General features: G+C 60.1%; 24 protein-coding genes. 8 read left to right on the top strand and 16 right to left on the bottom strand.

Annotated elements, in window-relative coordinates:
• Positions 1-4: 4 nt before the first annotated feature.
• Both ACA071_RS20520 and ACA071_RS20515 read right to left on the bottom strand, forming a co-directional pair.
• Complete coding sequence (locus ACA071_RS20520; RefSeq protein ID WP_497640831.1) at positions 5-874, bottom strand: ABC transporter permease; 870 nt, start codon at positions 872-874, stop codon at positions 5-7.
• Positions 871-1,890 carry an ABC transporter ATP-binding protein gene (locus tag ACA071_RS20515; RefSeq protein ID WP_497640830.1) on the bottom strand — a complete coding sequence of 340 codons (1,020 nt, stop codon included), beginning with the start codon at positions 1,888-1,890 and terminating at the stop codon, positions 871-873. The genes ACA071_RS20520 and ACA071_RS20515 overlap by 4 nt, the downstream gene beginning before the upstream one ends.
• Positions 1,891-2,135: 245 nt before the next feature.
• On the opposite strand from ACA071_RS20515, the gene ACA071_RS20510 reads away from it, so the two are divergent.
• Entirely contained in the window at positions 2,136-2,972 is an 837-nt protein-coding gene (locus ACA071_RS20510) for an IclR family transcriptional regulator (protein ID WP_497640829.1), read from the top strand.
• Between the two features lie 154 nt (positions 2,973-3,126).
• On the opposite strand, the gene ACA071_RS20505 is transcribed toward ACA071_RS20510, so the two are convergent.
• Both ACA071_RS20505 and ACA071_RS20500 read right to left on the bottom strand, forming a co-directional pair.
• Positions 3,127-3,879 carry an anti-sigma factor family protein gene (locus tag ACA071_RS20505; RefSeq protein ID WP_497640828.1) on the bottom strand — a complete coding sequence of 251 codons (753 nt, stop codon included), beginning with the start codon at positions 3,877-3,879 and terminating at the stop codon, positions 3,127-3,129.
• Positions 3,876-4,382 carry a sigma-70 family RNA polymerase sigma factor gene (locus ACA071_RS20500; protein ID WP_123410032.1) on the bottom strand — a complete coding sequence of 169 codons (507 nt, stop codon included), beginning with the start codon at positions 4,380-4,382 and terminating at the stop codon, positions 3,876-3,878. The genes ACA071_RS20505 and ACA071_RS20500 overlap by 4 nt, the downstream gene beginning before the upstream one ends.
• Before the next feature lie 158 nt (positions 4,383-4,540).
• Between ACA071_RS20500 and ACA071_RS20495 the strand changes: the two genes are divergently transcribed.
• Entirely contained in the window at positions 4,541-5,626 is a 1,086-nt protein-coding gene (locus ACA071_RS20495) for a catalase family peroxidase (protein WP_497640827.1), read from the top strand.
• A complete protein-coding gene (locus ACA071_RS20490; protein WP_497640826.1) occupies positions 5,623-6,168 on the top strand; it encodes a cytochrome b in 546 nt (181 codons plus the stop codon). The genes ACA071_RS20495 and ACA071_RS20490 overlap by 4 nt, the downstream gene beginning before the upstream one ends.
• A gap of 163 nt (positions 6,169-6,331) precedes the next feature.
• On the opposite strand, the gene ACA071_RS20485 is transcribed toward ACA071_RS20490, so the two are convergent.
• Positions 6,332-7,528, bottom strand: coding sequence for an MFS transporter (locus ACA071_RS20485; RefSeq protein WP_497640825.1), 1,197 nt, complete (start codon positions 7,526-7,528; stop codon positions 6,332-6,334).
• Between the two features lie 92 nt (positions 7,529-7,620).
• Between ACA071_RS20485 and ACA071_RS20480 the strand changes: the two genes are divergently transcribed.
• The gene (locus tag ACA071_RS20480) at positions 7,621-8,067 is read left to right on the top strand and encodes a winged helix-turn-helix transcriptional regulator (protein ID WP_497640824.1); all 447 of its coding nucleotides are present in this window, start codon (positions 7,621-7,623) and stop codon (positions 8,065-8,067) included.
• Between the two features lie 55 nt (positions 8,068-8,122).
• Here the strand turns inward: ACA071_RS20480 and ACA071_RS20475 are convergent, their stop codons facing one another.
• Positions 8,123-9,274: a M14 family metallopeptidase gene (locus ACA071_RS20475; RefSeq protein WP_497640823.1), complete on the bottom strand. Its 1,152-nt coding sequence runs from the start codon at positions 9,272-9,274 to the stop codon at positions 8,123-8,125.
• A 482-nt stretch (positions 9,275-9,756) separates the two neighbouring features.
• Positions 9,757-10,098 (bottom strand): DUF6124 family protein, encoded by a 342-nt coding sequence (locus ACA071_RS20470; RefSeq protein WP_497640822.1) that lies wholly within the window; start codon positions 10,096-10,098, stop codon positions 9,757-9,759.
• A 129-nt stretch (positions 10,099-10,227) separates the two neighbouring features.
• On the opposite strand from ACA071_RS20470, the gene ACA071_RS20465 reads away from it, so the two are divergent.
• Positions 10,228-10,878 carry a LexA family protein gene (locus ACA071_RS20465; protein WP_497640821.1) on the top strand — a complete coding sequence of 217 codons (651 nt, stop codon included), beginning with the start codon at positions 10,228-10,230 and terminating at the stop codon, positions 10,876-10,878.
• A 39-nt stretch (positions 10,879-10,917) separates the two neighbouring features.
• On the opposite strand, the gene ACA071_RS20460 is transcribed toward ACA071_RS20465, so the two are convergent.
• The 4 genes from ACA071_RS20460 to ACA071_RS20445 all read right to left on the bottom strand — a co-directional run bounded on the left by ACA071_RS20460 (position 10,918) and on the right by ACA071_RS20445 (position 16,565).
• On the bottom strand, positions 10,918-12,867 hold the full coding sequence (locus tag ACA071_RS20460) for an acetyl/propionyl/methylcrotonyl-CoA carboxylase subunit alpha (RefSeq protein ID WP_497640820.1): 1,950 nt from the start codon (positions 12,865-12,867) through the stop codon (positions 10,918-10,920).
• A complete protein-coding gene (locus tag ACA071_RS20455; RefSeq protein ID WP_497640819.1) occupies positions 12,867-13,679 on the bottom strand; it encodes a gamma-carboxygeranoyl-CoA hydratase in 813 nt (270 codons plus the stop codon). Before ACA071_RS20455 ends, ACA071_RS20460 begins: the two co-directional genes overlap by 1 nt.
• Before the next feature lie 13 nt (positions 13,680-13,692).
• Positions 13,693-15,297, bottom strand: a complete 1,605-nt coding sequence (locus tag ACA071_RS20450) for a carboxyl transferase domain-containing protein (RefSeq protein ID WP_497640818.1) — start codon at positions 15,295-15,297, stop codon at positions 13,693-13,695.
• 104 nt (positions 15,298-15,401) lie between these two features.
• On the bottom strand, positions 15,402-16,565 hold the full coding sequence (locus ACA071_RS20445) for an isovaleryl-CoA dehydrogenase (protein ID WP_497640817.1): 1,164 nt from the start codon (positions 16,563-16,565) through the stop codon (positions 15,402-15,404).
• Between the two features lie 177 nt (positions 16,566-16,742).
• Between ACA071_RS20445 and ACA071_RS20440 the strand changes: the two genes are divergently transcribed.
• A complete protein-coding gene (locus ACA071_RS20440; protein WP_497640816.1) occupies positions 16,743-18,437 on the top strand; it encodes an AMP-binding protein in 1,695 nt (564 codons plus the stop codon).
• 658 nt (positions 18,438-19,095) lie between these two features.
• Here the strand turns inward: ACA071_RS20440 and ACA071_RS20435 are convergent.
• The 3 genes from ACA071_RS20435 to ACA071_RS20425 all read right to left on the bottom strand — a co-directional run bounded on the left by ACA071_RS20435 (position 19,096) and on the right by ACA071_RS20425 (position 21,618).
• On the bottom strand, positions 19,096-19,995 hold the full coding sequence (locus ACA071_RS20435; protein WP_497640815.1) for a hydroxymethylglutaryl-CoA lyase: 900 nt from the start codon (positions 19,993-19,995) through the stop codon (positions 19,096-19,098).
• 136 nt (positions 19,996-20,131) lie between these two features.
• The gene (locus tag ACA071_RS20430) at positions 20,132-20,533 is read right to left on the bottom strand and encodes a MerR family transcriptional regulator (protein ID WP_497640814.1); all 402 of its coding nucleotides are present in this window, start codon (positions 20,531-20,533) and stop codon (positions 20,132-20,134) included.
• A gap of 149 nt (positions 20,534-20,682) precedes the next feature.
• Complete coding sequence (locus ACA071_RS20425; protein WP_497640813.1) at positions 20,683-21,618, bottom strand: LysR family transcriptional regulator; 936 nt, start codon at positions 21,616-21,618, stop codon at positions 20,683-20,685.
• A 153-nt stretch (positions 21,619-21,771) separates the two neighbouring features.
• Here ACA071_RS20425 and ACA071_RS20420 point away from each other — a divergent pair, with 153 nt between their 5' ends.
• Positions 21,772-23,001: an acyl-CoA dehydrogenase gene (locus ACA071_RS20420; RefSeq protein ID WP_497640812.1), complete on the top strand. Its 1,230-nt coding sequence runs from the start codon at positions 21,772-21,774 to the stop codon at positions 22,999-23,001.
• A gap of 125 nt (positions 23,002-23,126) precedes the next feature.
• Here the strand turns inward: ACA071_RS20420 and ACA071_RS20415 are convergent, their stop codons facing one another.
• Positions 23,127-24,467: a substrate-binding domain-containing protein gene (locus tag ACA071_RS20415; RefSeq protein WP_497640811.1), complete on the bottom strand. Its 1,341-nt coding sequence runs from the start codon at positions 24,465-24,467 to the stop codon at positions 23,127-23,129.
• A 199-nt stretch (positions 24,468-24,666) separates the two neighbouring features.
• Positions 24,667-25,479, bottom strand: coding sequence for an exodeoxyribonuclease III (gene xthA / locus ACA071_RS20410; RefSeq protein WP_497640810.1), 813 nt, complete (start codon positions 25,477-25,479; stop codon positions 24,667-24,669).
• A gap of 230 nt (positions 25,480-25,709) precedes the next feature.
• Between xthA and ACA071_RS20405 the strand changes: the two genes are divergently transcribed.
• Positions 25,710-26,360, top strand: a complete 651-nt coding sequence (locus ACA071_RS20405; protein ID WP_497640809.1) for a GNAT family N-acetyltransferase — start codon at positions 25,710-25,712, stop codon at positions 26,358-26,360.
• The last annotated feature ends 34 nt before the right edge of the window (positions 26,361-26,394 follow it).

Here is a 26,394-nt window from a genome sequence, read left to right as displayed (position 1 = left end):
CGAGTTATCCCAATGACTTCTTGTAGCGGCCTTCGATCATCCGGTTCCACGACAACATGATCAGCAGGTTGAGCAGCAACAGGGCCACGGCAATCGCGGCGCCCATCGGCCAGTTCAGCTCCGACAGGTACTGGTCATAGATCAGTGTCGCGACCATTTTCAGGCGACGTCCGCCGAGCAAACCCGGAATGGCGAAGGAGCTGGCGGCGAGGCCGAACACGATCAAGGTGCCGGACAACACACCGGGCATGATTTGCGGCAGCACCACTTTGCGCATGACCGTGAGGTGGCTGGCGCCCAGCGAGAGCGCGGCTTGTTCGGCGGCCGGGTCGAGTTTCTGCAACGAGGTCCAGACCGGAATGATCATGAACGGCAGCATCACGTGGACCAGCGCAATCACCACCGCGAACGGTGTGTAGAGCAACTTCATCGGCGAGCCGCCGAAGGCCTGCAAGGTCTGGTTGACCAAGCCGTCGGCGCCGAGCAACAGGCTCCAGCCGAAGGCGCGTACCACCACCGAAATCAGCAGCGGGGTGAGGATCAGAATCAGGAAAATCGAACGCCACGGCGCGCCCATGCGGCTGAGGATGTAAGCCTCGGGCACACCGATCACCACGCACAGCAGCGTGGTCAGGCCGCTGATCCAGAACGTGCGCAGGAAAATTTCGTAGAAGTACGGATCGCCCAACAGGCTGCTGTAGTGGTCGAGGGTGTAGGCGTTGCTGTTGATCCCCGAGCTGTAGTCGAAGACGTTGAACGACAGCACCAGCGTCAGCACTAAAGGAATGACCAGCAGGCACACATACAACGCCAGCGCCGGTGCCGACAATAAATAGCCTTGGCGTCCCTGGCGGAGGGAGGCGAGCAGGCTCATGCCGACACCTCGTCAACACTCAGCACCCGCAATAGCGCCGCGTCCCAGTCCAGGCCCACCGCCGTGCCTTCGGCCAGCGGCGCCGAACCGTCGTTGCGGCGCACCACACTGAGTTCGCCCAGGGTGGTCGAGACGCCGTACAGCCATTGGCTGCCGAGGAAGAAACGGCTGACGATCTGACCTTGCAAGCGGCCGTGATCTTTTTCCCGAAGGTCGATTTTTTCCGGGCGCAGGCTCAGGGTCAGGTCACCGCCGCTGCGCACTTGGACTACGCCCGCGTCATCACGCGCGCCAGGCAGCAGGTTGGCCTTGCCGACGAACCCGGAGATGAACTCGGTGCGCGGGTGTTCGTAAAGGGTGTACGGCGCGTCGATCTGGGTGATGCGCCCAGCCTGCATCACCACCACGCGGTCGCTGATCGACAGCGCTTCGGATTGGTCATGGGTGACCATCAACGTGGTAATGCCGACTTCACGCTGGATGCGGCGAATTTCGAATTGCATTTCTTCGCGCAGGTTGGCGTCGAGGTTGGACAGCGGTTCGTCGAGCAGCAGCACCGGCGGCTCGATCACCAGCGCCCGGGCCAGCGCCACACGCTGACGCTGACCGCCAGACAACTCCCGTGGGTAGCGCTCGGCATGTTGGTCGAGGCGCACCAGTTTCAACACCCGAGCCACCCGTTGCTGCAACTCGGTGTTGGGCACTTTGCGCATCCGCAGGCCGAAGGCGACGTTGTCTTGCACGCTCATGTGCGGGAACAACGCGTAACTCTGGAACACCACGCCCAGGCCACGGCTGGCGGGTTTGGCGTGGGTGATGTCGCGACCGTCGAGCACGATGCGCCCGCTGCTGACGTCAACGAAGCCGGCGATCATTTGCAGCGTGGTGGTTTTGCCGCAGCCGGAAGGACCGAGCAGGGACACGAACTCGCCTTTCTCTACCGAAAGATTAGTGGCGACGACCGCGTCGATTGCGCCGTAGCGTTTACCGAGGTTTTCAAGTTGCACGAATGCCATAGCTGCGCTCCACCTGAGATTGTTATGCGCGGCCTTGGGGTCGCGCTTTTTTGTATGGGCAGATACGAAAGGATGATGCGGGGTGCGTTGGCGCTCGACTTGGGTCGGCTGCCGCTGTTGTTCGAATCGCCCCTGTATGGACGCAGAGTAGGACGAAGAATAGGATGGGCTCAATGGTCTATTTCACTGAGACGATGACTATTTTCAGTTTCATTCAGTGAGTAAATTTTTAGTCGAGAAAATCCATGTCTGATTCCATTGAGCGGAATGAAAATAAAAATGAAGTCGGTGTTGGCGCGGTCTCCCGGCTGTTTGCAGTGCTGCGCAGCCTCGGTGATACGGTCGAGGGCGGCGAGCGCGTGACGCAACTGGCCCAGCGCATTGGTTTGTCACAACCGACGACGCATCGCTTGCTGCGCAGCCTGATGGACGAGGGCATGGTCGAGCAGGATGCGCGCACTAAACGCTATCGCCTGAGCCTGGATTTTTTCGCCCTGGCGGCGCGTGCGGGGAATACCGGCAACCTGCGAGAACTGGCGCGGCCGGCGTTGTTGCGGCTGTCGGCGTCGTTGGGGGATTCGTTGTTTCTGCTGGCGCGCAGTGGCTTTGATGCGATCTGCCTGGATCGCAGTGAAGGGCCGTTTCCGATTCGCACCTTTACCGGGGACATCGGCGGGCGCGTGGCGTTGGGTGTCGGGCAGGGCAGTCTGGCGATCCTGGCGTTTCTGCCGGAAGAAGAGCGGGACACGGTGATTCACTACAACTTGCCGCGACTCAAGGATTTCCATTTGTATGACGAGGTGTTCCTGCGTTCGGAAGTCGAGAACGTGCGGGCGTTGGGGTATGCCGGGCGTAACACTGGCGTGTTGCAAGGCATGGCGGGGGTGGCGGTGCCGATTCTGGATCGTGATGGTCGGGCGGTGGCGGCGTTGAGTGTGGCGACTGTCAGCGATCGATTGGGGCCGGACCGCTTGCCGACGGTGGTGGAGATGCTCAAGCGTGAAGCGGCGCTGATCGGGCCGCGGATTAATCCGTTTGATCCTTTACTGCGGCGGCCTTCGCAGGTGTTCGGGCAGAACTGATGATCGTTCCCATGCTCTGCGTGATGATCGTTCCCACGCTCCGCGTGGGAATGCAGCCCGGGACGCTCCGCGTCTCTTCCCGGAGCTGGAACGCGGAGCGTCCCTTGAGGCATTCCCACGCAGAGCGTGGGAACGATCGGTCACGATCGGTCGGCTAAAACTGCACGGTTTGCTTGAGCATCCGCGCCGCCGCCGTGTCGCTCGGGCTGACCATTGCGTAGTTGTAGCCGGCGCCCGACCAATATTCGGCCTGCAACTCGCCATCGCTGCGACTGCCCCGTGGCAGCAGGTAATTTTTCGGGCCTGGTGGGCGGACGTAGAAGCTGATTTTGTGCCCGCCCGCGTCTTCATAAACCACCATCGCTGCCGGCCCTTGCTCGGTGCTGAGCAAACGCCCGCTGACCGGTTTGAAACCGGCACTCGCCAGGTCCGGCAAGCGATTGGCCTGGGTGAAATAGCGGTCGAGCCAGCTCTGCATGTCGCCGTCATCGCTGACCTTGTAATCCGCCGGCAACATGCCTTGCTGGGCAAACAACCGGTAGGCCTGCATCGCATCGGCCATCGGCGCCTGGGTGCTGAGAAGGGTCATCTCCCGCGCCTGCCAGCCACTGATTCCGCCAATGCTGACCGCGATCAGCAATACCGCCGCGCTGGCCAGATGCCGCCGGGACTGGCGTTTCAGGCGCTGGCGAATCACGACTGGATCAAGGTCCGGGTTGGCCGTTTGCTGCAATGCGCCGCTTAACGCCGCGCGCAACTGTTGGGCATCCTGCTGCCAGGCGCGCACCTGCTCGGAAACTTCCGCATTAGTGGCCAGAAAAGTCTCCACCAGACGTCGGTCGTCCTCGTTAAGTTGGTGATCGACGTAGGCGTGCAGGTCACGCTCGCTTGGGGGCATGCTGATCATTTGAGTCTCCGCAGGGAAGGGCGGCTGATTTCGCCATCGCTGAGTTCGCGCAAGGCCTGGCGCGCGCGGGACAGGCGGGACATCACGGTGCCAGTCGGGACGCCGAGAATCTCGGCGACCTCTTTATAAGTCAGGCCTTCCACCGACACCCACAGCAGCAGGGCGCGCTGTTCGGTGTTGAGCTGGTCGAAGGCTTGCAAGGTGGTTTGGGCTATCACGGTGCGCTCGGCCGATGGTTGCGCATCGTCACGCCCGGTAAAGAATTCGAGCATCCGCGCATAACGCCGGGAGCGTCGGTGGGCGTCGAGAAACTGCCGATACAGAATCGAAAACAGCCAGGCGCGCAGGTCGCCGTCGGGGCGTTTGTCGCTCCAACTCGACAGCGCCCGTTCAAGGCTGGCCTGGACCAGATCGTCGGCGCTGCTGGGGTTGCGCGTCAACGACACGGCAAACCGGCGCAATCTGGGAATGATTTCTCTCAGTTGTTCGTCGATATCGTTCATGAAGTTCTGACTAGTCACTACGCTGTGGACTAGGAAGACGCCCGGCACTGAAGGTTATTCCACGCCTGTAAAAATAAATACCGACCGATGGAATAAACCTGCGCGGGGTGCGTCTGCTTGGTTCTTCTCACTTGTGGCCGATGGCCCTGGAGTCTTTCATGGTAGATCGCTCATCACCGCCCACCCGGCCGCCGCTGAGTACCGCCAGCCTGATCATGCGCCTGGCCGGCATCGCGGTCATCGTCGCTGCAGTGGCCGGGGCTTTTGCCTACGTCAACGGCACCTTTGACCCACAGCGCCTGACCCCGAAAAAGCTGATCAACGTACTGGAAACCAACAACGGCGTGCACCCGGGATTCCGGCGTAATCACTCCAAAGGCGTGTGCGTGATGGGGCACTTCGAGAGCAGCGGCGAGGCTCGCAGCTATTCCAGCGCTCAGGTGTTCAATGAGCCACAGACCCCGGTGGTCGGACGTTTCGCCTTGCCGGCCGGCAATCCTTACGCGCCGGACTCTGCCGTGCCGATCCGCAGCATGGCGCTGCGTTTCACCCAGGCCAATGGCCAACAGTGGCGCACCGGGATGAACAGCATGCCGGTGTTCCCGGTGGGCACGCCTGAGGCGTTCTACCAATTGCAGCAAGCTCAATCGCCGGACCCGGCCACGGGCAAACCGAACCCTGCCGCCGTCCCGGCGTTCTTTGGTTCGCATCCGGAAGCCGGGCCGTTCCTGGCCTGGATCAAAACCGCCAAGCCGTCGGCCAGTTACGTGACGGAAACCTACAACAGCGTCAACGCGTTCTACTTGGTAAACGCGTCCGGGCAGAAGCAGGCGGTGCGTTGGAGCATGGTCCCTGTGGTCAAGGACGCGGCGGGTGCCACGGCGCCTGAAGGCGGCGACTTCCTTGAGAAAGACCTGGTGCAACGGATTTCCGCAGGGCCGTTGCGTTGGCAGTTGAACATCACCCTGGCCAACCCGGGCGATCCGGTGAACGACGCCAGCAAGGCCTGGCCCGATGGCCGCAAAGTCTTGAATGCCGGGACCCTGGTGCTCGAAGCGACCCAGCCGCAACTCAATGGCGAGTGCCGTGACATCAACTACGACCCGCTGGTATTGCCTGCCGGGATCGAAGGTTCCGACGACCCGTTGCTCGCTGCTCGTTCGGCTGGTTACGCCAGTTCCTACCTGCGTCGCACCAGTGAAGTGAATCAGTTGCCCGCCGCCAAACAGGAGGCTCAACAATGAGCGCCCAACCCAAGCATTTCGCCCCGCTGGCGCGCCTGCTGCACTGGCTGATGGCGCTGATGATCATCGCGATGCTGTTTATCGGCGCGGGCATGGTGGCCTCGGTGTCCGAGCGTCATGAGTGGCTGATTCACCTGCACAAACCTTTGGGTATTGCGATTCTGCTGCTGGTGATCGTGCGCCTGGCCGTGCGTTTTTCTACGCAGCAACCACCGCTGCCGGCGGACCTGCCGGGTTGGCAGGCGCTGGCGGCCAAGGCATCCCATGTCTTGCTGTATGCGCTGATGCTGGTTTTGCCGCTGCTGGGCTGGGCGATGATTTCCGCTGCCGGCGACCCGGTGATGCTCAGCAGTTCGTTGCAGTTGCCGTCGATAGTGCCGGCGAATGCGCAGGTGTTTGCCTTTTTGCGCAAGGCCCACGGCTATCTGGCTTATCTGTTGTTCCTGACGGTGCTGCTGCATCTGGCGGCGGCGTTGTTTCATGGCTGGGTGCGTCGTGATGATGTACTGGACAGCATGTTGCGGGGTAAGAATCGCGGTTGATCATCCTTCGATGACTCCCTGTAGCAGCTGCCGAGCACCGCGAGGCAGCGTTCGGCGGCGAAGCCGTCGTAAAATCAGCCACCGCGTTTTTTCAGGTGTACCACGGTGGCAGGATTGACGACGGCTTCGCCGCCGAACGCTGCCTCGCGGTGCTCGGCAGCTGCTACACAGGTTGTGTGAGACGTTGGGTCTTGGTAGCCAGCGTCAGCCACCAATAACCCAGCGCCACAGCATTGATCCCGGCACCCAACAAGCACACGCCCATCCACCCGCCCCACGCATACATCGCCGTCGAGCCAATCGAGCCCAACGCGCTCCCTATCGAATAAAACAGCATGTACCCGGCCGTCAGTCGGCTTTGGGCTTCGGGGCGCACGCTGTAGATCATGCTCTGGCTGGTGACGTGCACCGCCTGCAAACCCAGATCCAGCGTGATCACCCCAAGCAACAACGCCCACAGCGAAGACTGGGTGAAGGCGATGGGCAGCCACGAAGCCAGCATTAGCAACAACGACAGGCCGCTGGTCCATTGACCGAGACCACGATCGGCCAGGTGTCCGGCGCGTGCCGCCGCGAGTGCACCCGCCGCACCGGCCAGTCCGAATAATCCGATTTGTGTGTGGGACAACGACAGCGGCGGGGCGCTCAGCGGCAACACCATGGGCGTCCACAACACCATGGCGCTGGCGAAGGTCAGCAGGGCGAGGATCGCCCGTTGACGCAGCACCGGTTCTTCCTTGAACAAGGTGAAGACCGAGCCGATCAGCGCGGCGTAAGTGTGGGGCGGTTGCGGGGCTTCCTGTTTGGGCAGTACGCGAAATAACAGCAGCGCCATCAGCAAGGTCAGCCCCGCCGAAAGCAGATAAATCGAACGCCAGCCGGCCAGATCGGCCATGCCACCCGCCACGGTGCGAGCAAGCAAAATACCGACGACAATGCCGCTGGTGACCACGCCCACCACGCGTCCGCGCTGTTCCGGAATTGCCAGGGTCGCCGCATATGCCACCAATACCTGCGTCACGACCGCCAACAACCCGGTCAACGCCATGCCGATCAGCAGCCAGGCGCTGTTTTGCGCGAAGGCGATCATCAGCAACGCCAGCGCTGACAACAGCGTTTGCGTGACGATCAGGCGCCGACGATTGAGCAGATCCCCGAGTGGCACCAGCAACAACAGGCCCACGCCGTAACCGACTTGAGTGAGGGTGACGACGATGCCGATGGTTGCCGGGTTTATGGCAAAGGCCTCGGCCATGGCATCGAGCAATGGTTGTGCGTAATACACATTGCCGACGGCCAGGCCGCAAGCGACGGCGAACAGCAGCACCGCGCCGCTGTTCAATGGATGATTAGGCTTCATGCCAAGCTCCTGATGTGGTTTCAAAATAAAACCAGTTGTACGGTAAGGAGACTGGTTTTATATTGCAACCACATTTGTTGGCGAGCGCGATCATGGTCAAACGTACAAGCATGGAAGGCGCCGAATGCCCGGTTGCCCGTTCACTGGATGCCATTGGCGATTGGTGGTCGTTGCTGATTGTGCGCGACGCGTTTGATGGCATTCGCCGGTTTGGCGAGTTTCAGCGCAATTTGGGCATGGCCAAGAACATCCTCTCGGCGCGGTTGCGAACGTTGGTGGCCCACGGGATTTTCGATCTGGTGCCGGCGTCGGATGGCAGCGCGTACCAGGAATACGTGCTGACGGAGAAGGGCAAAGGCCTGTTCCCGTTGATCATCGGTTTGCGGCAGTGGGGCGAGGCGTTTTTCTTTGAGGCGGGGGAGGCGCATTCACGGGTGGTTGATCGTGAACAAGGGCGGCCGGTGCGGCCGTTGGAATTGCGCGCCGAGGATGGGCGGTTGTTGGGGCCGGAGGATTGTGTGCGGGTGGCGGCCGACTAAATGTCAAAAGATCACGCCTTCGCAGGAGCTGCCGAAGGCTGCGATCTTTTTGATCTTAGCGCAACGTATCAACCATCTCCGCAGCGGTCGTCAGCACGTCTTTACCCAACTGCTTCGAACGCTTACCCGACCAACCCGTCAACGCATTCGGCGCATCGTTGTTGTCCTTGAACGGCATTTCCAGCGTCAGCGACAGGCAATCGAATTTCTCCCCGATGCTGTTGCAGGCCAGCGTCATATTGGCTTTGCCCGGCAAGTCGCGGGTGTAGCCATGCTTGATCTGGAAGTCTTTGGTCAGATGCTTCAAGTGATCACGGAAGTGGGTTTCGAGCTTCTCGAGGCGCGGCGTATAGCCGGGGTTACCCTCGCAACCGGCGGTGAACACGTAGGGGATTTCTTCATCGCCATGGATGTCGAGGAACAGATCGACGCCATACTTTTCCATCTGCTGCTGGACGAAAAAGACTTCCGGGCTGACTTCCTGACTGGCGCTCTGCCAGGCACGGTTCAAGTCCTGGCCCATGGCGTTGGTGCGCAGGTGACCGTGGAAAGCGCCATCCGGGTTCATGTTCGGCACCAGGTACAGGTCGGCGCTGGCCAGGAGTTTTTGCAGCACCGGATCGTCGTGCTTTTCCAGGCGTTCGATCACGCCTTCCATGAACCACTCGGCCATGTGCTCGCCCGGATGCTGTTGCGCGATGATCCAGATCTTGCGTTGCCCTTCAGCGCCTGTGCCTTTGCGCAGCAACTGGATGTCGCGGCCTTCGACACTTTTGCCGGTGGCCAGCAGTTCGGTGCCGGCCTTGGTTAGCGCCTGCTCGATCAGCCAGTCATGACGACCGCGACTGTAGGGTTCGAAATAGGCAAACCAGGCGTGGGTGGCCGTGGCTTCGAGGCTGAAGCGCAGGCAGTCGCCTTCGAAGATGGTTGGCACGCGGAACCAGTTGACGTGGTCGTAGGACGCCACGGCTTGATAACCATCCCAGGCTTTGTGGTACGAGGATTTGCTGGCGTTGTTCAGGCGAAACCAATGCTCTTGACCGACATGCAGACCGCTGGCCTTGAAGTGGAACCACTGGAAATGTTGGCTGCGGGTGTCTGGCTTGATCGCCAACAGGGCTTGCAGCGGATTGCTGATGTCCAGCACTTCAATGTTGCCGCTGTCGAAGTTGGCGCTGATGTCGAAAGAGGATTTAGCCACGGTCATAGTCGATTCCTGATTATGATTTTATGGCTGCTACTTTACACGCAAGGCGGGGATGAATCGGGGGAAAATTGCAGGGTGGAACGGGGGGCGTCCTCCTTGACGCCGAAGCAGCTTAGAGACTGTGTGATTGATTCTCAAGCGCTATTTTGGATTAGTTTGGCCCAATGCTGCCGGGGTTTCTTGCCAATAGATATTCTTTTGATATCATGCCCGCCATCGAATTCGCAGCACCTACAGTCTTCATTAGCCTGAAGCCAAAGCCAGAATAACTGGCAAAAAAAAGACCCGGCAAAAAGCCGGGTCAAAAACCGTGATTAGCCTGATGAGGAGATAGTCCAGGAGACCGACCTAAGGTCCTCTGGTCCATCGACTGATCTCGCGACCAGCTGCATGCAATAATAATCATTCTCGTTTGCAAGTCAAACATTTTTATCTGTGCGATTGGAAAATTCTTTCCTTTCCTCCTCGAAAATCAATCCGTCTCAGTCGTTCTGATCGCCATCCAGGGATCGGTCGACCATCGCCTGCGCCATATCAATCATGTGCACCACAGAAAATGCCAGCGCCCGATTTGCGCCTTGCAGGTTGTCCGCTGATTCTTGTGCGGTCGCGGCGGCACAGCGCAATAGATCGGATGCATGAACCAACGCCTCTTCGCTGCTGATGTTGCGGTTGACGTCGAAAAACCGCGCCTGGACTTCCACTTCTGAAACAGCTGGTTTCAAGTAATAGTCCAGCGCCCGCTGCGCGGCGGCAGTGCCTTTGGGCGAGGTGAAAGTGGTGTCGAAATGCGTGTCGGGCGTGTCGTGGCTGGGCATGGTCATGATGATGGTGAACTCCGTGATAGATTCAGATCCGTGAATCCATCCTAGTACGTACTGTATTTGTGACGAGAATTTAAATACTACAATTTGTGTTTTGAGGGTCGGAGTCCCCCACGTATCGTGCCGCACATGGATAAATGGATTGAATTGGTCAAGGCCAAAATGAGTGAACTCAAAATCACTCAAGAAGAACTCGGAGAGCGCCTCGGGATGTCCCAGGGCGGCGTCGGCCACTGGCTGAACAAACGCCGCGATCCTGGCGTCGTCAACATGAACCGTGTGTTGAAGGCGCTGGGCATGGATTTTCTCGAAGTGGCGCTGGTGATCCGCGAACCACTCATTCTGGAAGAGGAGGAGATGCCCCTGGCGCTCAAGTACAACCCGTACTTCCGCTACCCGGTCAGCGACTGGAAGGAGCCGGCGCAGGTGCGCGATGGTGAGCTGACGGTGTATCGCAAGGAGGAACGCTTCGAGCTGACCGACTACCACGCCCAGGGCCCGGCCTTTTGGCTGAGTGTGGTGGGCGATGGGATGACCGCGCCCACTGGCATCAGCATTGCTGAGGGCATGATGATCCTGGTGGACCCGGCCATTGTGCCGGAGCCCGGAAAACTGGTGATCGCCCAGTGGCCGGACAGCACCGAGGCGACGTTTCGCAAGCTGATCGAAGAGGGCGGGCAGCGTTACCTGGTCCCGCTCAATCCGACGTATCCGAAAGCCCTTTTCACCGAGGAGTGCCGAATTATCGGCGTGGTGGTTCAGGCGACAGCCAAATTCTAATCAGATCGGTCCTCGCAATGCGTAGGACCGATCTTCATTTCACGCTTCTTCCAGCTCCACCAACGCACTGCCTTCGCTGACCATCTCGCCTTCCTGGCAATACAGCGCCTTGATCACCCCGGCATGGGGCGCACGAATGCTGTGTTCCATCTTCATTGCTTCGAGCACCACCAATTGCGCCCCGGCTTCGACCGTTTGCCCGGCCTCCACCAACACCCGCACGATGCTGCCATTCATGGGTGCCGTCAGGCCGCCCTGATGGCTGTGACTGGATTCGACGGCAGCGATCGGATCGTAAGACTCGACGCGGCGCAATTCGCCTTCCCATTGCAGATACAGACTGTCGCCACGGCGAATGGCCCGATGCTGGCGGCGCAAACCGTTGTGCTCGATCAGCAACTGTTCGCCCTTGAGTTGCGCCGTACTTACAGCACCCAGCGTCAGCGCGCGATCCTGGCCTTCACAACTCAAATGCAAGGTGATTTCTTTTGGCAGCCCAACGCGCAACCCATTGTTGTTCGCCCACGGCGAACTCGGGTCATCGGCACGAGACAACGACGGTAAGCCCTGCGCAAACGCCTGTGCGGCCGCGTGCCAGAACTGATCGCTGAGGTCAGTGGGGGCTGGCAGCAGTTGCTCCTGATAACGTGGAATGAATCCGGTATCCAGTTCCGCCGCGGCAAAAGCCGGATGGCCGACGATCCGCCGCAGGAAGTTGATATTGGTCTTGAGCCCGCCGATAGCGAACTCATCGAGCATGCTCAGCAAGCGCAGACGCGCCTGTTCACGGTCCTCGCCCCAGGCAATCAGCTTGCCGAGCATCGGGTCGTAGAACGGCGAAATCTCGTCACCTTCCTCGACGCCGCTGTCTACGCGCCGCCCCGGCCCTTCAGCCGATTCGCGATACAACTCCAGGCGCCCGGTGGCCGGCAGAAAATCATTGCTCGGATCTTCAGCGTACAACCGCACTTCGATGGCATGGCCGATCAACGGAACCTGATCCTGGGTCATTGGCAATGCTTCACCGCGTGCCACACGAATCTGCCAGGCCACCAGGTCAAGGCCAGTAATGGCTTCAGTGACCGGGTGTTCAACTTGCAGGCGCGTGTTCATTTCCATAAAGAAGAACTCGCCGCGCGAATCCAGCAGAAACTCCACGGTGCCGGCGCCGACATAACCAATCGCCTGGGCCGAACGCACAGCAGCTTCGCCCATGGCGCGACGTAGTTCTGCGCTCAGGCCTGGGGCCGGCGCTTCTTCGACGACTTTCTGATGGCGGCGCTGGATCGAGCAATCCCGTTCATTCAAATACAGGCAGTTACCGTGTTGATCGGCAAACACCTGGATTTCCACGTGACGCGGCTTGAGCAGGTACTTCTCCACCAGCATCCGCGAATCGCCGAACGACGATTGCGCTTCACGCTGGGCCGAGGCCAGGGCTTCGGCCAATTGGCTGACGTCCTCGACCACTTTCATGCCTTTACCGCCGCCACCGGCCGTGGCCTTGAGCAGCACCGGATAACCGATGCGTTCGCAGGCGTCGCGGAAGGTGTCGAGGTCCTGGGCTTCGCCGTGATAACCCGGCACCAGCGGCACGCCGGCGGTTTCCATCAAGGCCTTGGCCGCGGATTTGCTGCCCATGGCGTCGATGGCCGAGGCGGGTGGGCCGAGGAAGATCAGGCCAGCCGCTTCGATCGCGCGGGCGAACCCGGCGTTTTCCGAGAGAAAACCGTAGCCCGGATGGATCGCCTGGGCGCCACTGGCTTGGGCGGCAGCGATCAGTTTGTCGATTTGCAGGTAACTGTCGGCGGCCTTGCTGCCGCCCAAGTCCACGCGTATATCCGCTTCGCGACTGTGCCGGGCGTCACGGTCGGTGGCGCTGTGCACGGCGACGGTGGTCAGGCCCAAGGCCTTGGCGGTACGCATCACGCGGCAAGCAATCTCGCCACGGTTGGCCACCAGCAGGGTGGTGAGAACAGGTGCGCTCATCAACGCGGCTCCTTGGTGGTTGCGGCTTGCCAGTTCGGCGGACGTTTTTGCAGAAAGGCGCGCAGGCCTTCCTGGCCTTCAGGGCTGACACGAATGCGGGCGATGGCGTTTTCGGTGTAGCGGCGCAGGGCCGGGGTCAACGCGCCGTGGCCGACTTCTCGCAGCAAATCCTTGCTGGCACGCATGGCTGCCGGGCTGTTGAGCAGCAGGTTGTCGATCCACTGTTCGACCATCTGCTCCAGTTCCGCGACCGGATAACTCTCCGACAGCAGACCGATCTCCCGGGCCCGTTGCCCGCCGAAACGCTCGGCCGTCAGGGCATAACGCCGCGCCGCGCGTTCGCCGATGGCTTGCACCACGAACGGGCTGATCACCGCTGGCGCCAGGCCGATGCGCACTTCCGACAGGCAGAACTGCGCGTCATCGGCACCGATGGCCATGTCGCAGCAACTGATCAAGCCTAGCGCGCCGCCATACGCCGCGCCTTGCACCACGGCCAGGGTCGGGATTTTCAGCTTGGCCAGGTTGTACATCAACTCCGCCAGTTCCCGGGCGTCGTCGAGGTTGGTGTGGTAATCGAGCTCGGCCGATTGCTGCATCCAGGCCAGGTCGGCGCCGGCACTGAAGTGCTTGCCGCGTCCACGCACCAGCAAAAATCGCAGGCTGGCATCGCCCGAGACCTTGTCCAGGGCGAGAATCAGCTCGCGGATCATTTCCGCGTTGAACGCATTGTTCTTGGCTTCACGGCTGAGCCACAGGGTCGCGAAACCCCGTGGGTCGGTCAGCAGTTCAAGGGTGTTGAAGTCGCTCATGATGTTCTCCCGATCACATCCGAAACACGCCGAAGCGGCTCGGTTCGATTGGCGCGTTCAGCGACGCGGACAAGGCCAGGGCCAGCACATCCCGGGTTTGGGCCGGGTCGATGACGCCGTCGTCCCACAGTCGTGCGCTGGAGTAGTAGGGGTGACCCTGCTCTTCGTATTGATCGAGGATCGGCTGCTTGATCTCGGCTTCCTGTTCGGTGCTGAAAGCCTGGCCACTGCGTTCAGCCTGCTCGCGCTTGACCTGGACCAACACGCCAGCTGCTTGTTCAGCGCCCATCACGCCGATACGCGCGTTCGGCCACATCCACAAGAAGCGCGGATCGTAAGCTCGCCCGCACATCCCATAGTTACCGGCGCCGAAGCTGCCGCCGATGATCACGGTAAATTTCGGTACCTTGGCACACGCCACGGCGGTCACCAGTTTGGCGCCGTGCTTGGCGATGCCGCCGGCCTCGTATTTCTGGCCGACCATGAAACCGGTGATGTTCTGCAGGAACAGCAACGGGATGCCGCGCTGGCAGGCCAGTTCGATAAAGTGCGCGCCTTTCTGCGCGGCTTCGGCGAACAAGATGCCGTTGTTGGCGAGGATCGCGATCGGGTAACCGTGCAAGTGGGCAAAGCCGCAGACCAGCGTGGTCCCGAACAGCGCTTTGAATTCATCGAATACCGAACCGTCGACAAGTCGCGCTATCACTTCGCGCACATCGAACGGCTGCTTGGCGTCCGCCGAGACCACGCCATACAACTCGTCGCTGCTGTACAGCGGCGCAATCGGCGTACGTTGTTGCAGCTCGCCAAGCTTGCGCCAATTGAGGTTAGCGATGCTGCGTCGGGCAATGGCCAAGGCGTGTTCATCGCTCTCGGCGTAGTGGTCCGCCACACCGGAAATCTTGCAGTGCACATCGGCCCCGCCAAGATCTTCGGCGCTGACCACTTCACCGGTCGCGGCTTTCACCAGCGGCGGGCCGGCGAGGAAAATCGTTGCCTGATTGCGTACCATGATCGCTTCGTCGGCCATCGCCGGTACATAAGCACCACCGGCGGTGCACGAACCCATGACCACGGCAATTTGCGGAATGCCCATGGCACTCATATTGGCCTGGTTGAAGAAGATCCGTCCGAAGTGCTCGCGATCCGGAAACACTTCATCCTGACGCGGCAAGTTGGCGCCGCCGGAGTCCACCAGATAGATGCAGGGCAAGCGGTTCTGCTGGGCGATGGTCTGGGCGCGCAGGTGTTTTTTCACGGTCAGCGGGTAGTAAGAACCACCTTTCACCGTGGCGTCGTTGGCGACGATCATGCATTCGACGCCTTCAACCCGGCCAATTCCGGCAATTACGCCGGCAGCCGGAACGTCTTCGCCGTACACCGCGTAAGCTGCCAATTGACTGATTTCGAGGAACGGCGAACCCGGATCGAGCAGGCGATTGATCCGCTCGCGGGGCAGTAATTTGCCCCGCGAGGTGTGGCGTTCTTGTGCCTTCGGACCGCCACCTTGCTGCACTTGGGCGAGCAGGGTGTGCAGGGCGTCAACCTGTGTGAGCATCGCCGCGCTGTTGGCGGCGAACTCCGCCGAACGGGGGTTGAGCTGGGTATGCAGAATCATGGGCTACTCCGTAGCAGCTTCGAGTTGCAAGCTACAAGCTACAAGTTGAAGCAAGAGCGCGGTTCTCTTGCCGCTTGAAACTTGCCGCTTGCCGCTGACGAAATTTATTTCGTTTCGTTGAACAGTTCGCGACCGATCAGCATGCGACGGATCTCACTGGTACCGGCGCCGATTTCGTACAGCTTGGCGTCACGCAGCAGACGACCGGCCGGGAATTCGTTGATGTAGCCATTGCCGCCAAGAATCTGGATCGCGTCGAGGGCCATTTGCGTGGCGCGTTCGGCGCTGTAGAGGATCACGCCCGCCGCATCCTTGCGCGTGGTTTCGCCGCGCTCGCAGGCTTGGGCCACCGCGTAGAGGTAGGCGCGGCTGGCGTTGAGTTGGGTGTACATGTCGGCGACTTTGCCCTGGATCAGCTGGAATTCGCCAATGCTCTGGCCGAACTGCTTGCGGTCGTGGATGTACGGCACGATCAGGTCCATGCACGACTGCATGATCCCGGTCGGTCCGCCGGACAGGACAACGCGCTCGTAGTCGAGGCCGCTCATCAGCACTTTCACGCCGCCGTTGAGCACGCCGAGGATGTTTTCTTCCGGCACTTCGACGTCATCGAAGAACAGCTCGCAGGTGTTGGAGCCGCGCATGCCGAGCTTGTCGAACTTGTTGCTGCGGCTGAAGCCTTTCGAATCACGTTCGACGATGAACGCGGTGATGCCGTGGGGGCCCTTTTCCAGGTCGGTCTTGGCGTAGATCACGTAGGTGTTGGCGTCCGGGCCGTTGGTGATCCAGGTCTTGCTGCCGTTGAGCACGTAATGATCGCCGCGTTTGTCGGCGCGCAGCTTCATCGACACCACGTCGGAACCGGCATTCGGCTCACTCATGGCCAAGGCGCCGATGTGTTCGCCGCTGATCAGTTTGGGCAGGTATTTGCTTTTCTGTTCGTGGTTGCCGTTGCGGTTGATCTGGTTGACGCAGAGATTGGAGTGCGCGCCGTAGGACAAAGCAACCGAAGCGGAGCCACGGCTGATTTCTTCCATGATCACTACGTGCGCCAGATAACCCAGGCCAGCGCCGCCGTACTCTTCCGGCACGGTAACGCCCAGCAGGCCCATGTCACCGAATTTGCGCCACAGGTCAGCGGGGAACAGGTTGTCGATGTCGATCTGAGCGGCGCGCGGGGCGATCTCTTTGGCAACGAAGGACTGAACCTGATCGCGCAGCATGTCGATGGTTTCACCGAGGGCGAAGTTCAGGGATGGGTAGCTCATGGGTCACCTTTTGGCTTTTTTGTAGGGTGGGGAGGGCAGTGATTCGGCTCTCACCTTTACGTTAACGTAAGCCTGTGATGAATGGCTGTCAATCACCCTTTACGTTAACGTCAACTTGAGCGAGAGTAGGGCCACGTTTTCTGTATCAACCCACTAATAAAGACAATAGGGGTCGTCATGGATCAACCCAGTGCAAAACCGCCGCGCAGCTACACCCGTGGTGCCCAGGACAAAGCCTTGCTGGCGATGACCATCGGCGAGAAGTTCGATCACACGGTCGCGCAGTACCCGGACAGGGAGGCGCTGGTCGTGCGCCATCAACAGTTGCGCTACACCTGGCAGCAACTGGCCGACGCCGTGGACCTGCACGCCCGGGCGCTGCTGGCACTGGGACTGAAGACCGGCGACCGTCTCGGCATCTGGGCACCGAACTGCGCGCAGTGGTGCATCAGCCAGTTCGCCAGCGCGAAAATCGGCGTGATCCTGGTCAACATCAACCCGGCCTACCGCAGTTCCGAACTCGAATACGTGTTGAAGCAGTCCGGCTGCCAATGGCTGGTCTGTGCTGGCGCCTTCAAGACCTCCGATTATCACGGGATGCTGCAAGGTCTGGCGCCAGAGTTGGCAGAGCAATCTATCGGCCGATTGCAGAGCGAACGCCTGCCGGACTTGCGCGGCGTCATCAGCCTGGACGCCCAGCCGCCATCGGGCTTCCTGCCGTGGTCGCAACTGGCCGATCTCGCGGCCAGCGTCTCTGTCGAGCAGTTAAGCGAACGCCAGCACAGCCTGCATTTCGACCAGCCGGTCAACATCCAGTACACCTCCGGCACCACCGGTTTTCCCAAGGGCGCGACCCTCAGTCACTACAACATCCTCAACAACGGTTACATGGTCGGCGAAAGCCTGGGTCTGAGCGCCGATGATCGGCTGGTGATTCCGGTACCGCTGTATCACTGTTTCGGCATGGTCATGGGCAACCTCGGCTGCATCACCCACGGCAGCACGATGATTTACCCCAACGATGCCTTCGATCCGCTGCTGACCCTGACCACCGTCGCCGAAGAAAAAGCCACCGCGCTCTACGGCGTGCCAACCATGTTCATCGCCATGCTCGATCAACCGCAACGCGGGTCCTTCGACCTATCGACCCTGCGCACCGGGATCATGGCCGGGGCGACTTGCCCGATCGAGGTGATGCGCCGGGTCATCAATGAAATGCACATGAGCGAAGTGCAAATTGCCTACGGCATGACGGAAACAAGTCCGGTGTCTTTGCAGACCGGTCCGTCAGACGAACTGGAATTGCGCGTTACCACCGTCGGCCGCACCCAGCCGCAACTGGAAAGCAAGATCATCGACGAGGCGGGCAACCTGGTGCCGCGCGGGACCATTGGCGAGCTGTGCACCCGGGGCTACAGCGTGATGCTCGGTTATTGGAACAACCCGCAGGGCACGGCGCAAGCCATCGATCAGGCCGGCTGGATGCACACCGGCGACCTGGCGAGCATGAATGACGAGGGCTACGTGTGCATCGCCGGGCGCAACAAGGACATGATCATCCGTGGCGGTGAGAATGTTTACCCGCGGGAGCTGGAAGAGTTCTTCTTTACCCACCCTGCGGTGGCGGATGTTCAGGTGATCGGCATTCCGTGCTCGCGCTATGGCGAAGAGATTGTCGCCTGGATCAAGTTCCACCCCGGCCACAACGCCACCGAAGAAGAACTGAAAACCTGGTGCAAATCGCGCATTGCGCACTTCAAGACACCGCGGCATTTCAAGTTCGTGGAAGAGTTTCCGATGACGGTGACGGGCAAAATCCAGAAGTTCCGGATGCGTGAGATCAGTATCGAGGAGCTCAAAGCGATACCGTAGGAGCGAGGCTTGCCCGCGAAGAACGATGACGCGGTTTTCCTGTTGGATCGAGGCGTTCCCTTCGCGGGCAAGCCTTGCTCCTACAGAAACCGGTTTTAGTAAAACGCAGAAAGCACAAAGGGGAGCCGAAGCTCCCCTTTAATTTGTCGTTGCGCGTGCTCTTTTTTATTATTGAGGGGCGGTCTGTTGTTGTTTTTGGCAACCGTGGCCCTTTACCGCTGTTATTGTCGATCCCCATCCGGGATCAAGAGCAAACGTATTTTTTTGAGCGCTGATCTGCTTTTTCGCCAAGCGATCCAACCAGTTCGGGAGCTACCTGAAGGTAGTTTTATTGTTCTCTGCCCGGTTGCGGGTTACTCCGAAAAGCACCCTGAAAAGCACACCTTCTCCAAAAAAATCTGTTAGCTGCGTCTCTGCCGTGTTGTTCTTGTTATGTCAGAGTCGTTACGTCTTATTTTTATTAGGTTTGCCGCTTTTTATTTTTGTTATACCAAAGAGATAGCAGAAGCCGTGCCAACTTTATAAAACCCTTTAAATTCAATGGCTTGAGTTTTTTGTGGATTTTAACCTCTGCTCAAATCCCACAGTTTGTTTCCGTGTTACTCGTTTTGTACCCGCATACCAAACACAGCGGTAACACCCGGACACATCCGCGCCCTCACTGGGCGCTACGAGCCTTGGCCACGCGCGAACCGGTCGGGCGACCCAGCACGGTACAAATCTGTTGGCCCGCCAGAATCAAGGCGTCCAGGTCGATACCGGTCTGAATACCCAAGCCGTTGAGTAGGTACACCACGTCTTCGGTGGCGACGTTACCGCTGGCGCCCTTGGCATACGGGCAGCCGCCGAGGCCGGCGATAGAGCTGTCAAACACCGCAATGCCTTCCAGCAGGCTGGCGTAGATATTGGCCATGGCCTGGCCATAGGTGTCGTGGAAGTGCCCGGCCAGTTTGTCCCGCGGCACATCGGCTGAAACCACTTCGAACATCCGGCGAGTAGCGCCAGCGGTGCCAGTGCCGATGGTGTCGCCCAGGGAAACCTCGTAGCAGCCCATCGCATACAACTCGCGGGCGACCAGAGCGACTTGCTCCGGCGCGACGTGACCTTCGTAAGGGCAGCCCAGCACACACGACACATAACCGCGCACGCTCACGCCGTGCTGCTTGGCCGCGTCCATGATCGGCACGAAACGCGCCAGGCTTTCGCTGATCGAGCAGTTGATGTTGCGCTGGGAAAACGCTTCGGAGGCGGCGGCGAACACCGCGACTTCCTTGACCCCGGCAGCGATGGCGTCTTCAAACCCGCGCAGGTTCGGCGCCAGTGCACCGTAGGTCACGCCGGGCTTGCGCTGGATCTGCGCGAAGACCTCGGCGGAACCGGCCATTTGTGGCACCCACTTGGGCGAGACGAAACTGCCGACTTCTATATAGCCCAGGCCCGCAGCGCTCAAGGCGTCGACCAGTCGCACCTTGTCCGCGACGCTGATGGGTTGGGCTTCGTTTTGCAGACCGTCGCGGGGGCCGACTTCGATCAGGCGTACGTGGGTGGGGAGGGACATAACAATTCACCTGTCTGTTAGAGATCGTTCCCACACTCTGCGTAGGAATGCCTCAATGGACGCTCTGCGTCCGCTCTTGATAGGTGACGCGGAGCGTCACGGGCTGCATTCCCACGCAGAGCGTGGGAACGATCAATTACTGAATGACCTGCTGGCTCTTGATCGTCTGCTCCAGCGCCTGGGTGCAGCGCTCTTGCGCGGTGTCCAGTTCCAGCTTCATCTGCTCGATGTCGAGCATCTGTTGCTCCAGTTGGTCACGCCGCTCGGCGATCTTGGTCAGCATGGTTTGCAGCTGTTTCTGATTGCCGCCGGTGGGGTCGTAGAGTTCGATCAACTCGCGGCATTCGGCCAGGGAAAAACCGATGCGCTTGCCCCGCAGGATCAGCTTCAAGCTGACCTTGTCCCGGGGCGAATAGATGCGTTCCTGGCCACGACGCTCGGGGCTGAGCAAGCCTTGCTCTTCATAAAAACGAATGGCTCGGGTGGTGATATCGAGCTCGCGGGCGAGGTCGGAAATGCTGTAGGTCTGGCTGCTCATGGGCGCGCTCGAAAAAGGTCATGCGCTAAGCTAATGGCAGGTTGACGTTTACGTCAAGGGCGAAAAGATCGCAGCCTTCGGCAGCTCCTACAGGGGGAACGCAAATTCCAGGTAGGAGCTGCCGAAGGCTGCGATCTTTTGATCTTTGTTCAACCGGGCTGCTTATCGAGCTTCTTCTCATGCGCCGTCACTTGCTGGCACAACTCGATCATCTGCTCGCGCATCCAGCGGTTGGCCGGGTCCTGGTCGGTGCTTTCGTGCCAGTAAAGGTGCGTTTCCACCGGCGGCACATCATTGACCGGCAGGTTAAACGCGTGCAGATCATGGCGCCGGGCAAAACGCTCCGGCACGGTCATGACCATGTCGGTCTGCTGCAACACCTGGGACGCCATCAAATAATGCTGGGAGCGCAGGGCGATTTTGCGCTGAATCCCCATTTTCCCCAGTGCCAGGTCGACATGCCCTAAACCGCTGCGACGACTGGAAATGTGAATGTGGGTCAGTGACAGGTAATCATCAAGGGTGAACTTCTCTTTGCCTGCCATTGGATGGCCCTTGCGCATGGCGCACACGTAGCGGTCTTCCATCAACTTGACGTGTCGCACTTGCGGGTCGGTGTTGAGCGGCGCATCCACCGCAAAGTCGAGGCGACCGGCCGCCAGTTCCTTGGTGGTCTCGCGGCGCTTGGACAGGAAACTCTCGATGATCACCGCCGGCGCCAGACGACGCAGGCGCTGGAACAGCGCCGGCAGGATCACCGCTTCGGTGAGGTCGGTCATGCTGATGCGGTAGGTCTTGACCGCCTGCAACGGGTTGAAGATGCGGCTTTCCTGCACCGACACCCGCAGCAGGGAGAGGGCGTTGCGCACCGGGCCGATGATGTTCTGGGCCATCGGCGTCGGCACCATGCCTTGGGCGGTGCGCACGAACAATGGGTCGTTAAACGTCTCGCGCAGGCGGGCCAGAGCGTTCGAGACCGCAGGCTGAGTAATGCCGACAATCTGCCCGGCGCGGGTCAGGTTGGCTTCGGTGTAGATCGCGTCGAAGACGATGAAAAGGTTGAGGTCGACCTTGCTCAGATTCATTGCGCTGCACTCTTATTGTGGGGCTCTCGATCAGCCGATCATATATCGGTGATGAATGTTAATACACGCCGAGAATAGGCTAGGTAAATTATCAACGCTGTTCTAGCATCGATTGCATGCCCTGAACAACCTCCCAAAAGAAGGTAGCTGCCCATGGATTTCGCTTATTCGCCCAAGGTGCAAGAACTGCGTGAGCGCGTGACCGCGTTCATGGACACCTACGTTTATCCCGCTGAAGCCGTGTTCGAGCGTCAGGTCGCCGAAGGCGATCGCTGGCAGCCGACGGCGATCATGGAAGAACTCAAACTCAAGGCCAAGGCCGAAGGGTTGTGGAATTTGTTTCTGCCGGAGTCCGAGCTCGGTGCTGGCCTGACCAACCTTGAATACGCGCCCCTGGCCGAAATAATGGGTCGCTCGCTGCTCGGTCCCGAGCCGTTCAACTGCTCGGCGCCAGACACCGGCAACATGGAAGTGCTGGTGCGCTACGCCAACGAAGAACAGAAGCAGCGTTACCTCGAACCGCTGCTGCGCGGCGAGATTCGTTCGGCGTTCGCCATGACCGAGCCGGACGTGGCCTCGTCCGACGCCACCAACATGGCCGCCCGCGCCGTGCGTGATGGCGACGAGTGGGTGATCAACGGCAAGAAATGGTGGACCTCAGGCGCGTGTGATCCGCGCTGCAAGATCCTGATCTTCATGGGCCTGAGCGACCCCGATGCGCCGCGCCATGCCCAGCACTCGATGATTCTGGTGCCGGTGGATACCCCGGGCGTGAAAATCGTGCGTCCGTTGCCAGTGTTCGGCTACGACGACGCACCCCACGGTCACGCCGAAGTGCTGTTCGAAAATGTCCGGGTGCCGTACGAAAACGTCCTGTTGGGCGAAGGACGCGGCTTCGAAATTGCTCAGGGTCGCCTTGGCCCTGGCCGGATTCACCACTGCATGCGGTCGATCGGCATGGCTGAGCGCGCGCTGGAACTGATGTGCAAGCGTGCGGTAAGCCGTACTGCGTTCGGCAAACCATTGGCGCGACTGGGCGGCAACATCGACAAGATCGCCGACTCGCGGATGGAAATCGACATGGCGCGGCTGTTGACGCTGAAAGCGGCGTACATGATGGACACCGTGGGCAACAAGATTGCGAAGAGCGAAATCGCCCAGATCAAGGTTGTTGCGCCGAACGTCGCCTTGCGGGTGATCGACCGGGCGATCCAGATCCATGGCGGGGCAGGGGTCTCCAACGACTTCCCGCTGGCCTACATGTACGCCATGCAACGCACCCTGCGCCTGGCCGACGGCCCGGACGAAGTGCACCGCGCGGCGATTGGCAAATTCGAGATCGGTAAATATGTGCCGAAAGAGATGATGCGTAGCAGTCACTAAGTCCTACAGATCGTTCCCACGCTCTGCGTGGGAATGCCGCCATGGACGCTCGGCGTCCGCTTGGGATGTGACGCGGAGCGTCACGGGATGCATTCCCACACAGAGCGTGGGAACGATCGGCTTGGTCAATACACCCAAACCTCAACTCGTCGATTCTTGATCCGCCCCTCATCCGCGCTATTGGCCGCCACCGGCATCTCCGCACCAAAGCCGCGAATCTCGCGAAACACCACGCCGCTTTTCACCAATTCCCGCCGTACCGCCATCGCCCGCAGTTTCGACAACAGGTCGGCTCGCGCCGGATCACTCTTGGCATCGCCAAACCCCACCAGTGTCACCTCGCGGTTGCTCTTGTCGTGCTGCTTTATATAGTCGAGTACCCGGGACAGGTCCTGCCGAGCCTTGTTATCCAGGCTCGCGCTGCCTTCTGCGAAGCGAAAATTCACCGTCAAGCGCTGGGCATGACGGCTCAGGGCCTGATAGCCCTCGGGCATCAGCGAGTTGGGCGTAACGGCCATGGCCTGGACGGTCTGGGCGATAAACCCATTGGCCGCGACAATCGCCTGGCCCTTGCTGCTCTGAGCGAAGGCCACCAGCGCCTCGGCCCAGGGATTTTTCCCGTTCGGCGGCAGATAAAAGAACAGCCGACGGGACAGCGGATAGTCCTCGGTCGCAATCAGGCTATTGAGTGGCAACATCGCCTGGGACTGGCCATCGACGATGGCCACGGCTTTGGCTTGGCGCACGTAGGGCAGGCCGATGAAGCCGATGCCTTGTGGGTCGAGGCTGACTGCGTCGGACAATTGCTCGCTGGACTCGAAACGTTTCGCCGCGCTGCTCAGAGTTTTCCCACGCCGGCTGAGGACCAACTCCTTGAACGTATCGTAAGTGCCCGACTGATCATCCCGCGCATACAGATGAATTGTCCCACCGACACCACCGAGTTCTTCCCACGTACTGGCCTCGCCACTGAAGATGCGCGCCAGTTGTTCGGTGTTGAGCTGATTCAGCGGATTTTGCGGGTGCAGGATGATTGCCAGTCCGTCGATGGCGATGACTTGCTCGGCAGCGGGGCTTTTCAGGTCGCCCAGGGATTTGAGATCCGCCAGTTCGCTGTCCTTGATCGGGCGCGAAGAAGCGGCCAGGTCGGCGGAGGCGTTTTTCAGTGCGGTGAAGCCGGTGCTGGAACCGTGGGCTGCGACTTCGATCATTACCCGGCGACCTTGGGCCGTTTGCCCGACGATCCTTTGTTCGTTGGCCTTGTCCGGGGTTTCGCTGTGCACCTTGAGTAAGCCCTGTTCCTGCATCAGTCCTTCAACCAGTGCCGGGCCCAGATCCGCGCCAATGGTGTTGGACCCCTGGATTCGCAAAACGGGGCCGTGTTCGGGTGTCGGCAAATCGCCGGCGGTGGCCGTTAACGGCAAGCCGAGACACACCATTAACAGGAACACTACGCGCAGCGTCATGCCGGCACCTTAATAAGCCAAAGGAAGTGCCGGGAGAATAAGTCAGTAAGGTTTCCGAAAGATGACACCGATTATTCCCACGCTCCGCGTGGGAATGCATCCCGTGACGCTCTGCGTCACATTCAACAGCGGAACGCGGAGCGTCCCTGGCGGCATTCCCACGTAGAGCGTGGGAACGATCATCATCGGTCGTGCGAGATCAGCTCAATTCAAGCCAGATCGGCGCATGATCCGAAGGTTTTTCCATCGACCGCAAGTCGTAATCCACCCCCGCATCCTTCACCCGCGGCATCAACCCGTGAGAGGCCATGATCACGTCAATCCGCAGCCCACGCTTGGGTTCGTCTTCAAACCCGCGGCTGCGGTAGTCGAACCAGCTGAAACGGTCGATCACGTCCGGGTTCAGGTGGCGGAAGCTGTCCACCAGGCCCCAATTCTTCAGGCGCGCCATCCACTCGCGTTCTTCCGGCAGGAAGCTGCACTTGCCGGTTTTCAGCCAGCGTTTCATGTTGTCCGGGCCGATGCCGATGTCGCAGTCTTCCGGGGAAATGTTCACATCGCCCATCACCACCAGCGGCTGCTCGTTGGTGAACTGGCTTTCCAGCAGGTGCTGCAAATCGTTGTAGAAACGTTGCTTGGCCGGGAATTTGGTCGGGTGGTCGCGGCTTTCGCCCTGTGGGAAATAGCCGTTCATGATTGTCACCGGCACGCCATTGGCGTCGGCGAAGGTGCCCCAGATGAAGCGCCGCTGAGCGTCTTCTTCATCGGTGGCAAAGCCTTTGTGCAGGGCAATCGGTTCCTGGCGCGAGAGCAGGGCGACACCGTAATGGCCCTTTTGCCCGTGGAAATACACGTGATAGCCCAGGGCCTGGACCTCGGCCAGCGGGAATTGGTCGTCGTGGACCTTGGTTTCCTGCAGGCCGATGACGTCCGGTTGATGCTTTTCAATCAGCGCCGCCAGCTGATGCGGGCGAGCGCGCAGCCCGTTGATGTTGAAGGAGACGATCTTCATGGTCGGCAGTCCTGGCAAAAGGGCGATGCTAGCTGACATGTAGGAATGGGGCCAGTCTTGGGGTGAGGGGATTCGTGTTTGGCGGTAGGTTTTGGTCTATACCTGTGTGGGAGCGGCTCTGCTCTAAGCGGCAATACTGATTCGGATCAGAAAGGAACTGTGCCAGCGCTATAGGCTCGTAACCAGAAGAGTGCCGTCATTTGAACGGTGCCCCGGGGAGAATTACCGATATGCCTGAAACCTCGACCGCCATCGCCGATATTCACATGCTCGACAGCGGCTACTCCCGCGAAGCGCGCTCCTTGCTGTATCAGGCTTACCGGCACGAGCCGACGTTCGGCTACCTGTTCGAAGCCGAGCGCCCCGGATACGAACAGCGGGTGCGGGCGACAGTGCGCGAACTGGTCAAACAGCATTTCCTTCAGGACTTGCCGGCCATTGGCCTGCTGGTCAACGACCGCTTGATCGGCATCGCCCTGATCGCGCCGCCGCAACGTCGCCTGGGCATCACCGAGAGCTGGGCCTGGCGCCTGCGCATGGTGCTCAGTACCGGTTTTCGCTGCACCCGGCGCTATCTCGAATACCACGAAGCTGTCACCGCCTGCGCGCCATCCGATGCGGTGCACGTACTGCCCTTGTTGGGGATTCACCCGCAATTCCAGGGCAAACACTTCGGTGAACAACTGCTGCAAGCCGTCCACAACTGGTGCGCCGTGGATGAAAACTCTCAAGGCGTGATCCTCGACACCGGGAATCCACGTTATCTGGAGTTCTATAAGCGTCAGGGCTATGAGGAAATCGGCGAAGTGGCGGTAGGACCGATCCGCGAGCACGTGTTTTTCCACGCCAATCCTCAGGTGTTACAAACAGCAACGGCATAAAGGTAGAACTTTCACCGCACGCCAGGCTCTATCA

The organism is Pseudomonas sp. LBUM1646 (assembly GCF_059716165.1).
Note: the sequence above shows the minus strand (reverse complement) of the source record. Positions and strands in the feature narration are given on the sequence as shown.